Source organism: Rhodococcus sp. PAMC28707 (assembly GCF_004795915.1).
Taxonomy (GTDB): domain Bacteria; phylum Actinomycetota; class Actinomycetes; order Mycobacteriales; family Mycobacteriaceae; genus Rhodococcoides.
This window is the reverse complement of the sequence record NZ_CP039253.1, coordinates 496,482-509,704: the sequence shown is the minus strand read 5'-3', so window position 1 is coordinate 509,704 and position 13,223 is coordinate 496,482. Positions and strand designations below refer to the sequence as shown.

10 protein-coding genes are annotated in these 13,223 nt (G+C 62.5%); 7 read left to right on the top strand and 3 right to left on the bottom strand.

Translation table 11 applies throughout. The features are described from left to right. Positions 1 to 32: 32 nt before the first annotated feature. Positions 33 to 1,139 (top strand): D-alanine--D-alanine ligase family protein, encoded by a 1,107-nt coding sequence (locus E5720_RS02350; RefSeq protein ID WP_136169318.1) that lies wholly within the window; start codon positions 33 to 35, stop codon positions 1,137 to 1,139. A 9-nt stretch (positions 1,140 to 1,148) separates the two neighbouring features. Here E5720_RS02350 and E5720_RS02345 read toward each other — a convergent pair whose 3' ends face one another. Further along, positions 1,149 to 1,742, bottom strand: coding sequence for a DUF3515 domain-containing protein (locus tag E5720_RS02345; RefSeq protein WP_247596136.1), 594 nt, complete (start codon positions 1,740 to 1,742; stop codon positions 1,149 to 1,151). A gap of 181 nt (positions 1,743 to 1,923) precedes the next feature. On the opposite strand from E5720_RS02345, the gene E5720_RS02340 reads away from it, so the two are divergent. From E5720_RS02340 to E5720_RS02330, 3 genes are all read left to right on the top strand, one after another. Next, entirely contained in the window at positions 1,924 to 2,916 is a 993-nt protein-coding gene (locus tag E5720_RS02340; protein ID WP_247596278.1) for a thiamine-phosphate kinase, read from the top strand. Positions 2,917 to 2,991: 75 nt separating this feature from the next. Next, positions 2,992 to 3,516 (top strand): gamma carbonic anhydrase family protein, encoded by a 525-nt coding sequence (locus tag E5720_RS02335; RefSeq protein ID WP_136169316.1) that lies wholly within the window; start codon positions 2,992 to 2,994, stop codon positions 3,514 to 3,516. Continuing rightward, complete coding sequence (locus E5720_RS02330; protein WP_136169315.1) at positions 3,513 to 4,205, top strand: uracil-DNA glycosylase; 693 nt, start codon at positions 3,513 to 3,515, stop codon at positions 4,203 to 4,205. Before E5720_RS02335 ends, E5720_RS02330 begins: the two co-directional genes overlap by 4 nt. An 11-nt stretch (positions 4,206 to 4,216) precedes the next feature. Here the strand turns inward: E5720_RS02330 and E5720_RS02325 are convergent, their stop codons facing one another. Further along, entirely contained in the window at positions 4,217 to 5,005 is a 789-nt protein-coding gene (locus E5720_RS02325) for an enoyl-CoA hydratase-related protein (RefSeq protein ID WP_210729941.1), read from the bottom strand. Positions 5,006 to 5,164: 159 nt separating this feature from the next. Next, the gene (gene rpmB / locus E5720_RS02320; protein ID WP_084348574.1) at positions 5,165 to 5,356 is read right to left on the bottom strand and encodes a 50S ribosomal protein L28; all 192 of its coding nucleotides are present in this window, start codon (positions 5,354 to 5,356) and stop codon (positions 5,165 to 5,167) included. 328 nt (positions 5,357 to 5,684) lie between these two features. Between rpmB and E5720_RS02315 the strand changes: the two genes are divergently transcribed. From E5720_RS02315 to E5720_RS02305, 3 genes are all read left to right on the top strand, one after another. After that, a complete protein-coding gene (locus E5720_RS02315) occupies positions 5,685 to 7,352 on the top strand; it encodes a DAK2 domain-containing protein (RefSeq protein WP_136172381.1) in 1,668 nt (555 codons plus the stop codon). Positions 7,353 to 7,399: 47 nt separating this feature from the next. Further along, positions 7,400 to 9,679, top strand: coding sequence for an ATP-dependent DNA helicase RecG (gene recG, locus E5720_RS02310; protein WP_136169314.1), 2,280 nt, complete (start codon positions 7,400 to 7,402; stop codon positions 9,677 to 9,679). A gap of 90 nt (positions 9,680 to 9,769) precedes the next feature. Continuing rightward, positions 9,770 to 13,180 carry a pyruvate carboxylase gene (locus tag E5720_RS02305; protein ID WP_136169313.1) on the top strand — a complete coding sequence of 1,137 codons (3,411 nt, stop codon included), beginning with the start codon at positions 9,770 to 9,772 and terminating at the stop codon, positions 13,178 to 13,180. The last annotated feature ends 43 nt before the right edge of the window (positions 13,181 to 13,223 follow it).

Genomic DNA, 13,223 nt, shown 5'->3' with positions numbered 1-13,223 from the left:
GCCCCTCTTCGGGGTGACGGTACGGTTTCGCCGTGAGCAATCCTCGTACCAGAGTCGCCCTGATCTTCGGTGGTCGGAGCAGCGAGCACGCCGTTTCCTGCGTATCCGCAGGTAGCGTGCTCGACAACATCGACCGTGAACGATACGACGTGATTCCCATCGGTATCACCACCGATGGTGCATGGGTTCTCGGTGCCACCGACGTCGACGAACTTGCCATCCACGGACGGTCCCTGCCGTCGGTGGACAAGAACGGTACGGCTCTGGCGTTGACAGCGGATCCAACCCGGCGCGGCGCCATCATCGGTCTGGGTGAAGAGGATGCAGGAAAAATCTTGGCGTCGGTGGACGTCGTGTTTCCCATTCTGCACGGCCCGTACGGCGAGGACGGCACGCTACAGGGACTCCTCGAACTCGCCACCATTCCCTACGTCGGGCCCGGAGTGTTCGCCAGCGCCGCAGGCATGGACAAGGAGTTCACCAAGAAGCTACTGGCATCGGAGGGGCTGCCGGTCGGCAAGCAGATCGTGCTCAGACGAGGCGCCGACGCGCTGACGGTCGACCAACAGGAGTCGCTGGGCCTGCCTGCGTTCGTCAAGCCGGCGCGTGGGGGATCGTCGATCGGTATCACGAGAATCGTCGCATGGGACCAACTTCCGGCTGCGGTGGCAGAGGCTCGCCGACATGATCCGAAGGTGATCGTGGAAGCCGCAATTCACGGACGTGAAGTCGAGTGCGGAGTCCTCGAGTTTCCGGATGGATCCATCCGAGCAAGCGTCGTGGCGGAAATCAGAATGCCCGACGCCCTAGCCGACGATCACACGTTCTACGACTTCGACAGCAAGTACCTGGACAACGTGTGTGAATTCGACGTTCCGGCACTTCTGGCCGAGGACATCAGTGCGTCCATTCGCGCTGCAGCAGTCGACGCATTCCGGGCTTTGGACTGCCAAGGTCTGGCCCGCGTCGACTTCTTCGTCACAGATGACGGACCGGTGATCAACGAGATCAACACGATGCCCGGATTCACCTCGATTTCGATGTTCCCGAAGATGTGGAACGCGACCGGCGTCGATTATGGAACGCTGATCGACACCCTCATCCAGACCGCACTAGCGCGCGGCACCGGGTTGAGATAGGTCGGCTACCTACCGAAGTGGGGCCGGATCGAGAGGTGCCTGCGCGAGTGAGTTCGAAATCGCAGTGGAGGCATCCTGCAGCGGCGTGGGTCCGGACCCGTTCGGCACGGTCAGCGCCACGTACACCGGGCGATCTACTGCGAACCACGTGCTCGCCTCGATGCCCGAGTCGGCGCCGGAGACTTCGAACCATTGAACTCCGTTGACCACCTGCAAAGGGGCTGCGACATCGAATCCGTCGGGGCGGTTCAGGCCGCACCGCAAGACCACGGGCTCGGATGTGTCGTCGTCGAGCGCCCATGCTCGGGTTGCGAGCGGTGCCGGATCGGCGAGCTCGACGCTCTCGTAGTCGCCGAGTGATGTTGGTAAGGCATCGACGAGTGCGTTGCAGTCGGCACTGTCTGCTGCAGGAGCATCGACCGGCCCAAGGGCCTCGGGTGCCCGCGTCGAGGTTCCGGATATCGACACCGCAGCCACGATGAACCCGACCAGCAGGGCCACCGGAAGTGCGATCGCGGTCGCGACTACCGCGGGATGGCGTTTGTCGGGCTCGGGGGTGGGTTCGGGCGCGTGATCGTCGGTATTCATCGTCCTCGGTGTCATCAGGAGTCGTTGTCGGACAGTCGACGGCTCAGCTTACGGGTGATCGGCCCGTCCTGAATCCCCCACCGTGATACCGAGGTAGTGTCGCGGTGGTTTCTTGCGCGCGTCGAAAGTATTCAGGCCGCTGCTCGGCCGCAGCTGAAAGGTACCGCAGAGGTCGGCGGCAAGCCTGCCTCGCCAGATTCGTAGGAGGAAGATCATCGACGACGAAGATCGTGTCGAAGTCCGGAAGCGAACCGTTGCGGAGATCGGCGAATTCGCGGTTATAGACCGCGCCACTCGCGGGCGCGTGCAGACCGCCGACTCGATCCTGGGTCCGGGCGACGACGCTGCCGTTGTCGCCGCATCGGATGGCAGGGTCGTCGTGACCACGGATATGTTGGTGCAGGGCAGGCACTTTCGTCTGGACTGGTCCAGCCCGGTCGATATCGGCCGGAAGGCGATCGCACAGAACGGTGCGGACATCGCAGCGATGGGAGCGCGGTGCACCGGATTTCTCGTTGCTCTGGGGTGTCCGGCCGACACGCCCCTTTTCGTCACGGATGGCATCAACGAAGGGCTATGGCGGGAGGCAAGCCGCGCAGGCGCGGGAATCGTAGGTGGTGACCTCGTACAGAGTGACAGCTTGGTGATTTCGATCACGGCGCTCGGCGACCTCGGCGGAAGGTCTCCGATCCTGCGGTCCGGGGCGGAACCGGGCGACGTCGTTGCCGTTAGCGGACGGTTGGGTTGGTCGGCAGGGGGTCTCGCTGTGCTTCTCGCGGGATCGGCCCGTCATCACAGCCTCGTGGAATTACATTGCGCTCCACAACCCGACTATCTTCAGGGGATCTCCGCCGCGGTCAGTGGTGCCACATCTTTGACCGATGTGTCCGACGGGTTGATCGCCGATCTCGATCATATCGCCGAGGCATCCTCGGTCGCCATCGATCTCCACAGTGAATCGATCACCCTGGATGACGAGATCGTCGACGCCGCACACGATCTCGGTTCGTCCGCGCTCGACTGGGCTCTCACCGGAGGAGAGGATCACTCGTTCGCAGGCACCTTCCCAGCGGATGCCTCGCTCCCCGACGGGTGGATTCGGATCGGTTGGGTCCGCGAGGGCGCCGGGGTCACCGTCGACGGGCGGAAGTTCTCGGGCGGGAACGGATGGTCGAGTTTCTCGACCTGACAGTCGAGTGGACTCCGCCACCGTCGGCGCCTTCACGCAGGTCGGCCGAGTTCGAAGACATGTAAGTTGCAGGACATGGCAATCTACGCGCTCGGCGACCGTGAACCACAGATACATCCCGACGCCTACGTGCATCCTGACGCTGTGGTCATCGGAGCTGTGACACTGGCCGCAGGCTCGTCTCTCTGGCCAGGAGCAGTCCTTCGCGGTGACTACGGAACGATTTCGGTCGGCGCATATACCAATGTGCAGGACGGAACGGTCGTGCACTGCACGCCGATCCACCCGACCGTGATCGGATCGAACTGCGTTCTCGGACACAACGCTCACGTGGAAGGCGCAATCATCGGTGACGATTGCCTGATCGCTTCCGGTTCGGTGGTCCTCAACGGCTCGACGATCGGTGCCGGTTCGATCGTCGGCGCCGGCGCAGTGGTTCCGTTCGGATTCGTAGTTCCAGAGCGGAGCATGGCTCTGGGGGTACCCGCGAAAGTCCGCGAGGGATATGAGGTTCCGCTCGGTCACCTCGACATCAACGTCAAAATGTACGCGGCGAATGCCACCTACTACCGTGACTCGCTTCGGCGGTTGGACTTATGAACGGTATGCCACTCACCGATATCGTCGAAAGCGGTTGGGCCACAGCACTTGCACCTGTGGAAGACCGGATCTCGGCAATGGGGGACTTCCTTCGAGACGAAATCACCGAGGGACGCACTTATTTACCGTCCGGTGAGAACGTGCTGCGCGCTTTCGCACGGCCGTTCGCGAATGCCCGTGTTCTCATCGTCGGCCAGGATCCGTACCCGACACCCGGCCACGCTGTAGGACTGAGCTTCTCGGTTGCTCCCGACGTTCGACCGGTGCCACGGAGCCTCGCCAACATCTTCAAGGAATATTCGAACGATCTCGGATTTCCGACGCCATCGAACGGAGACCTCACCCCGTGGGCCGACCAAGGGGTGCTCCTCCTCAACAGAGTCCTCACCGTCGAACCAGGGGTCGCCGCTTCGCACCGCAAAAAAGGGTGGGAAGCGGTGACCGAGCAGGCGATTCGAGCGCTCGTAGAGCGTGAGGAAGCAGAAAGGCCGTCGGGACTCGTCGCTATCTTGTGGGGCCGCGACGCGGCCACTCTCAAACCCATGCTGGGACTCACTCCCATCATCGAGTCCGTGCATCCGTCACCGTTGTCGGCGTCGCGAGGATTCTTCGGCACCAAGCCGTTCAGTCGCACCAATGAGCTACTGACCGCCGACGGATACGAGCCTATCGACTGGCGTCTTCCCTGACTGTGTGCGAGTCAGGAAAAATCAGGTCGACGCTTCTCGACGAAAGCATCGACACCCTCGCGGCCCGTCGGTCCTACCGCTGCCGCGGAGATCGACACGGCCTCTGCCTCCAATTGCTCGGCCAGAGTCCGGTGCTCCGAGTGCGCCAGCAACTCTTTCGCGCCGCGGTAAGCCGACGTCGGTCCGGCGGCGAACGCTCGAGCCAACCGCTCGGCCTCGCTCACGATGATGTCGTCGCCGACGAGCCGGCTCAGTAATCCGAGTCGCACGGCCTCTTCGCCGTTGAGGATCGAGTCGTTCAGGAGAATGTCACGTGCTCTGACCGAACCCACGATGCGAGGCAACGTCCAGGTCAGCCCGCCATCCGGGGTGAAACCGATTCCTGGGTAAGCCGGACGCATCTTGGTTGCACGCCCGCCGATGGCGACATCGGCGTGACAAACCAAACTCATCCCTGCGCCTGCTGCCCATCCGTGCACACCGGCGACGACGGGAACGGTCGTCGCCGCCAGTTCCAGGACGAAGGCATGGAAGCCGTCGGCCACGGCGCGAACGTAACTTCCGCGATCGTCCGCTGAAGCGAAGGCTCGCACATTGCCGCCCGCGCAGAAATTGGCGCCGGTACCGACGAGAAGAACGCAGCCGACGCGGAGATCACCTGCGTTCACAGACCGAAGTGCCGCAGCCCCTTCGGTCATGGCATCGCCACTGAGCGAGGTGCCCGCGGCATCGGTCGACACGATGATCTTCAGGACCCCGTCAACCAGTTCTACATGATTCGTGCTTTCGAAGTTCGTCACAATCGCACTGTATCCGGCCGCATTGGTCGGCATCGACGGTGCCCTGACGACGAGAAGCGATCGCGAGGACAACCTTGCCCAGCTGCTGTGGTCGAAAGACAACTATGGCCTCACTGCTCCGAGAGCAGTGAGGCCATAGTCGAGTCTCGTGGGCGAAAGTCAGCCCCGAACCACCTTGCCTGCCTTGAGGCAGGACGTGCAGACGTTCATGCGCTTGTTGTTGCCGGGGGCAACCTGTGCATGAACGGTCTGAATGTTCGGGTTCCAACGACGGTTGGTCCGTCGGTGCGAGTGCGAGACCGACTTACCGAAGCCGGGCCCTTTGGCGCATACGTCGCAGACGGCAGCCATAGTCGCGAACTCCTTGATAGATGATTGATCATTAACGTGCGGGCGGTTGCTCCGAATAACTTCAGCACACAATCCGCCGAACCACACCGGGCAACCCTGCAAGATTAGCGGGCGTAGCGCTAATTCGCCAAACCGCGTCCAGAGGCCACGCCATGACAGACGCTCGACGGAGTGCCGACCTGCGCCTGCAGGTGCTCGAGTCTAGGCTGACTCGTCTGAAGAAGCTGGGTCATGGAACGTGGTCGGCTCAGCCAAATGTATTTCGGTTCTTTCAGCACGAACTGGGGGCGAACAGGTGGTGGACGTGGTCGAGCACGGCGAGAAGTCCATGGCCGTCGGCAGTCCCACGTCCTCTATCGGGGTCGAGGAGATTCGGCTGTGGGCCTACAGATGTGTCGACGGCCTCACTGCGCGATGCGACGAGATCAACGAACTGAATGTCTTCCCGATCGCAGACTCCGATACCGGCACCAATCTCGTGTTCACCATTCGTGCAGCGGTGGAGTCGATGCGCAAGGCAGGCGCGGACGCCGATATCGCTGCCGTTGCGGCAGCGCTGGCACAAGGCTCCATAGCCGGTGCGCGGGGCAATTCCGGGGTGATCGTGTCTCAATTGCTGCGTGCCGTTGCAGAGGTTGCGGCCAACGGTGAGTTCGATGGAGCCGCGCTCGCCCGTGCACTGGTTCGGGCGGCCGACCTCGTCGTCGACGTAGTGAGCGTTCCGGTGGACGGGACGATCGTCAGCGTGCTGGGCAGTTCGGCACGCGCGGTCGCCAGCCTCGATCAGCCGTGCGATATCGCAGCAGTGGCGCGCTGCGCAGCTGAATCGGCTGCCGTGGCACTCGACCGCACCCGCCACCAACTGCCGGCTCTTCGAGCAGCAGGAGTCGTCGATGCAGGCGCACTCGGCCTTCTCGTGATGCTCGACGCGCTCTGTGGTGTCGTGACCGGAAGCGAGCCGCCGCCGAGACAGCGCTACCACCGGCACGTGACGACCGAGACCAGTCGAGCCGTGATGCCGAGATCGAACAATCGCCTCGATTCGGTGCAGGTAGGAGAGGCGATCGTCGGATACGAGGTTCTCTATCAGCTTTCCGATATCGACGACGCCGCTGCGATCGAGTTGCGGCGAGCGCTGACAGAGATCGGTGATTCGGTGGTCGTAGCCGGTGACGGCAACGGTTCGTGGTCCGCTCATGTTCACACGGCAAATGCCGGCCTGGCCGTCGACATAGGCATAGGTGCCGGGCGGATACATGGTGTGCGCATTGCAGCCTTCGGCGCAGGGGAGGGCTGTGACACGGCGGCGTCGACTCCGGACGACGGTGGGGAAATTTTCGGTCGAGAGATATTGGCGGTGGTGGCAGGTGCGGGTGCCGAGCAGCTGTACCTTGCCGAGGGCGCACACGTACTTCGTTGCGACACAACAGAGATAGGACCCACACAGTTGTGCGCGGCGATCGTCGGATCCAGGCACACGGAGGTCCTCGTCCTGCCGAACGGGGCATTGTCCGCCCAGGAATTGGTAGCCGTCAGCGTCGCTTCACGCAACGCAGGCAAGGACGTCTTGATGCTTCCGTCCTCGTCGATGGTTCAAGGCCTGGCGGCACTCGCCGTCCACGACCCGACCAAAGAAGGAGTGGACGACGCATTCACGATGTCCGAAGCGGCGGCCGGGACCCGGTGGGCTTCGGTCCGAATCGCCGAGGGGCGCGCCCTGACATGGGTCGGGACATGTGAACCCGGTGACGGCCTCGGTTTGGTCGGGCGGGAAGTGGTGGTTATCGGGTCCGACGCGATCACCGCCGGATGTAACCTGCTCGATCAATTGTTGTCGGCGGGTGGTGAGATGGTGACCATGCTTCTGGGGGAGTCCGCAGACGACGAATTCGGTCAGCGGTTGGCCGAGTACGTCGCCGAGCATTATCCCGTCGTGGAGTTCGTCACCTATCGCGGAGGGCAGCCAGGAGACATGGCTCAACTCGGCGTGGAATGAGAACTTCGCACGAGAACCGGATCGAGAGGGTAAGGACGACAATCGAGATGGTGGCACTCGCGGATCGGCTCGACGGGGTTTTCGGCGACAAGGTGGCCGGGCCCCTGGCGGAATTGTTCGCGCTCGAGACCGTCGAGGATCTCTTGCGGTACTACCCTCACCGTTACATGACGCAGGGCGCCGAACTGAGCGAAAAGGAACCGCCGGAGGGCGAGCACATCACCATCGTCGCGACGATCGCATCGGCAACGTTGCGAACGATGAAGGCGCGCAAAGGGCAGTTTCTCGCTGTCTCCCTCGCCGCGGAAGACCAGCAGATCGATGCGACGTTTTTCAGCCCCCACAAGCTCAAGCATGTCCTCACCCCCGGTAAGCGTGGAATGTTCTCGGGCAAGGTCAAGTATTTCGGCAGGCGATGGAATCTGACCCACCCGAGTTACGTGATGCTCGGTGGGGACGAGGATGACGGTGCGGTACTCACCGAAGGTCGGGTCGTGGGTGGTGGATCGTTGGCAGGGTTGGCGCGTGGCTCGCTGGATTCGTCCGGCAGTGTCGACATGACGGTGTTCGAGCGCACATTCGTTCCGATCTATCCCGCGGCGAAGGACGTGGAGAGTTGGACGTTCATGCGTTGCGTCCGTCAAGTTCTCGACCAGTTGGACACCGTCGAGGACCCACTTCCGCCGGAGGTGCGCTCGGAGCGGGGATTGGTGGACCTCGACACCGCACTGCGTTGGATCCACTTTCCGGACTCCGCGGACGAAAAGGACCAGGCGCGAGCACGTCTGAAGTTCGATGAAGCGCTTGCAGTGCAACTCGTGCTGGCAGCGCGCAGACAGAATGCGTCGAGCAGGGTGGCGCCCGAATGTTCGCCGCGTGTGGACGGGATTGCAGCGGAGTTCGAGCGTCGACTTCCGTTCACACTGACAGCAGGGCAGTTGACGGTGGCGGCGGAAATCTCTGCGGACTTGTCGCAGGGACATCCGATGTCGCGATTGCTACAGGGTGAAGTCGGATCGGGTAAGACAGTGGTTGCCCTACGGGCGATGCTGCAGGTGATCGATTCGGGACATCAATGTGCTCTGTTGGCCCCTACCGAGGTACTTGCGTCGCAGCACGCGCGATCCATCTCGGCGATGCTGGGCTCGTTGGCGGCCGCCGGTGAACTCGGATCCCACGAGCTCGCCACCAAGGTCGCCCTGCTGACCGGTTCCATGTCGACGGCGGCCAAGCGGACAGCGCTGCTGGATGCAATTACCGGAGACGCCGGAATCGTGATCGGGACGCACGCGCTCATCCAAGATCGGGTCGAGTTCATGGACCTCGGCATGGTAGTCATCGACGAACAGCACAGGTTCGGTGTCGAACAACGGGATGCGCTCAGATCCAAGGCGCGTAACAACAGAAGTCCCCACCTGCTCGTGATGACGGCAACTCCTATTCCGCGGACCATTGCCATGGCCTCACTGGGTGATCTCGAGACGTCCATTCTCGCCGAGCTCCCGCGCGGGCGCGCACCGATCAAGACCAGCGTGGTTCCCGCAACGCAGAAGCCGAGTTGGGTCGATCGTGCGTGGGAACGCATTCGTGAGGAAGTCGGCGCAGGCCGGCAGGCGTACGTTGTCTGTTCTCGGATCGGTGACGACGACGCGGAGGGTACCGGGAAGCGGCCACGAACACGTGCAGCCGGACACGAAGACGATCGCGCACTGCCCGAGACCAAATCTGCACTCGAGATGTACGACATGCTCACCGGTGGCCCGTTCGCCGATCTCCGTGTCGGGATGCTGCACGGCCGGATGCCCGCGGAGGAGAAGGACGCCTCGATGCAGGACTTCACGGCAGGCGAGATCGATGTGTTGGTGTGCACGACTGTGGTCGAGGTCGGCGTCGACGTGCCGAATGCCACGGTCATGGTGATCGTCGACGCAGATCGGTTCGGAACCAGCCAGTTACATCAGCTACGGGGTCGCATCGGCCGTGGCGGTCACCAGGGTCTGTGCATCATGATCAGCCAACTCAGTCCGATGGGTGCTTCGTTCTCGCGTTTGACGGCGGTGGCCGCGACCAATGACGGATTCGAGTTGGCCAAACTCGATCTCACTACGCGCCGTGAGGGCGATGTGCTCGGCTCAGCACAATCGGGGACCGTCACCAGCCTTCGCCTGCTCTCACTCATCGACGACGAAGACGTGATCGCCGACGCCCATGCATGCGCAAGGGCGTTGTTCGAGTCGGATCCGACGATGGCGGATCATCCTGGCGTCGCGTCGATGATGAAATCCGCTTGGCGATCGGACCGTATCGACTATCTGGAGAAGTCCTGACGGGTCTCTGCACCGTTTAAGACGCCGAACTATCTCATATCTCGAGATGGCGGACGCTGCTGGTGGACTTGTCGGCGGTAGGTTTAGCGCATGTTCTCCAAAGTGTTGGTTGCCAATCGTGGCGAGATTGCTATCCGTGCATTTCGTGCGTCGTACGAGTTGGGCGCCGCTACTGTGGCTGTCTTTCCGTTCGAGGACCGCAATTCGGTTCACCGGACGAAGGCGGACGAGGCGTACGAGATCGGGGAGAAGGGCCACCCCGTCCGCGCGTATCTGTCGGTGAAGGAGATCGTCGCTGCAGCACAGCGCAGCGGTGCCGATGCGGTGTACCCGGGGTACGGGTTCTTGTCGGAGAATCCGGATCTTGCTGCTGCGTGCGCGGCGGCGGGCATCACGTTCGTCGGGCCTTCGGCCGAGGTGCTCGAGTTGACGGGCAACAAGGCCCGCGCGATTGCTGCGGCAAAGCGTGCCGGTTTGCCGGTGTTGGCGTCCTCGGAGCCGTCTGCGGACGTCGAAGAATTGGTAGCGGCTTCGGAAACGATGACCTTCCCGTTGTTCGTGAAGGCAGTGGCCGGCGGCGGCGGCAGGGGTATGCGCCGGGTGTCCGAGCCGGCGCAGTTGCGCGAATCGATCGAGGCGGCGGCGCGTGAGGCGGAGTCGGCGTTCGGTGACGCGACGGTGTTCTTGGAGCAGGCGGTCATCGATCCGCGGCACATCGAGGTGCAGATCCTCGCCGATGGGCAGGGCAACGTGGTGCACCTGTTCGAGCGGGATTGTTCTCTGCAGCGGCGTCATCAGAAGGTCATCGAGATGGCCCCTGCGCCGAATCTGCCTGCGGAGCTTCGTGATCGGATGTGCGCCGATGCGGTCGCTTTCGCGAAGGAGATCGGGTACTCGTGTGCTGGGACGGTGGAGTTCCTTCTCGACACTCGGGGCAATCATGTGTTCATCGAGATGAATCCGCGTATCCAGGTCGAGCATACGGTGACCGAAGAGGTCACCGACGTCGATTTGGTGCAGTCGCAGTTGCGTATTGCCTCGGGGGAGTCCCTCGCCGATCTGGGGTTGGCTCAGGAGAACATCGTGTTGCGTGGGGCGGCATTGCAATGCCGCATCACCACCGAGGATCCCTCGAATGGTTTCCGTCCCGACACCGGCCGCATCACCGCGTACCGCACCCCGGGTGGTGCCGGTGTGCGGTTGGATGGTGGCACGACACTCGGCGCCGAAGTGGGAGCCTACTTCGATTCGATGCTGGTGAAGTTGACGTGTAGAGGCAGAGATTTCGATACCGCGATTGCGCGTGCGCGTCGCGCGGTGGCGGAGTTCCGTATTCGTGGCGTGGCAACGAATATCCCGTTTCTGCAGGCAGTTCTGGTCGATCCGGATTTCACTGCGGGGAGGGTGACGACCTCGTTCATCGAGGAGCGTCCGCAGCTGCTGACCTCGCGTACCTCCGGTGACCGCGGGACGAAGATTTTGACGTATCTGGCGGATGTGACGGTCAACAAGCCGCACGGGGAGCGTCCGTCGCCGGTGTACCCGCACGACAAGCTTCCCGACGTCGATTTCTCGGCGCCGATTCCCGACGGCAGTAGGCAGCGCTTGTTGGCGTTGGGACCGGAGGGTTTCGCTCGGGATCTGCGCAATCGGAAAGCGCTCGCGGTCACCGATACGACATTTCGGGATGCACATCAGTCGTTGCTCGCGACCCGGGTTCGCACGTCCGGGTTGTTGATGGTGGCGCCGTATGTGGCGCGTACGACGCCGGAGTTGCTCTCGATCGAATGTTGGGGCGGGGCGACATACGATGTGGCACTGCGCTTCCTGCACGAGGATCCGTGGGAGCGGTTGGCGGCGTTGCGTGAGGCGGTACCCAATGTTGCGTTGCAGATGTTGCTGCGTGGCCGTAATACGGTGGGTTACACCCCGTATCCGGAGAAGGTGACGCGCAGCTTCGTTGCGGAGGCGACGGAGACGGGTATCGACATCTTCCGTATCTTCGATGCGCTCAACAATGTCGATCAGATGCGTCCGGCGATCGATGCGGTTCGTGAGACGGGGACTGCCATTGCGGAGGTGGCGCTGAGCTACACCGGGGATCTGTCGAATCCGAACGAGACGCTGTACACGCTCGACTACTACCTGAAGTTGGCGGAGCAGATCGTCGATGCGGGCGCTCATGTGCTGGCGATCAAGGATATGGCCGGGTTGTTGCGTGCCCCTGCCGCGCGGACGTTGGTGACGGCGTTGCGGAGCAATTTCGATTTGCCGGTGCATGTGCACACCCACGACACTCCGGGCGGTCAGTTGGCGACGTATCTGGCGGCGTGGGAGGCGGGCGCTGATGCCGTCGACGGTGCGAGTGCATCGATGGCAGGTACGACGAGCCAGCCTGCGTTGTCGGCGATCGTGGCTGCTGCTGCGCACACCGAGCGCGATACTGGTCTGGATCTGTCGACGGTGTGCGATTTGGAGCCGTACTGGGAGGCGTTGCGGAAGGTGTATGCGCCGTTCGAGTCGGGTTTGATGGCTCCGACGGGTCGGGTGTATACCCATGAGATTCCGGGTGGGCAGCTATCGAATCTTCGTCAGCAGGCGATCGCATTAGGTTTGGGTGACAAGTTCGAGACCGTGGAAGCGAATTACGCTGCTGCGGATCGGATGTTGGGGCGTTTGGTGAAGGTGACGCCGAGTTCGAAGGTGGTCGGCGATCTTGCGCTGGCCTTGGTCGGGGCTGATGCGTCGGCTGAGGAGTTCGCGGAGAATCCTGGAAAGTTCGATATCCCTGATTCGGTGATCGGTTTTTTGCGTGGTGATCTCGGAACGCCTGCTGGTGGATGGCCGGAGCCTTTGCGTTCGAAGGCTTTGGAGGGTCGAAGTGAAGCCAAGCCCGAGACGGAGCTGACCGTGGAGGAGGGGCGCAGTCTCGATGGGACGTCGGCGACGCGTCGGGAGATGTTGAACCGGTTGCTCTTTCCGGGTCCTACTGCGGAGTTGGCGGAGCATCGGGAAAAGTACGGTGATACCTCGCGGTTGTCGGCGAATCAGTTTTTCTATGGTCTGCGTCAGGGCGATGAGCATCGTGTTCGGCTCGAGAAGGGCGTGGAGTTGCTGATCGGGTTGGAGGCTATTTCCGATGCCGATGAGCGGGGGATGCGCACGGTGATGTGCATTCTGAACGGTCAGTTGCGTCCGGTGTCGGTGCGGGATCGTTCGATTTCCAGTGAGGCGCCGACGATCGAGAAAGCGGATCGGTCCAATTCCGGTCATGTTCCGGCACCGTTTGCCGGTGTGGTGACGTTGGCAGTGGCCGTGGGCGATGAGATCTCGGTGGGAGAGACGGTTGCCACGATCGAAGCGATGAAGATGGAGGCCGCGATCACGGCATCGAAGGGCGGGAAGGTCAGTCGCCTGGCTATCGGCGGTGTTCAGCAGGTCGAGGGTGGGGATCTACTCGTCGTGATCGGCAGCGGCGAAGGCGCTTCGGTGAACGATTGATCTGGTCCGGCGAACACGGCGGCAAAGAGGAACTCCACCCTGA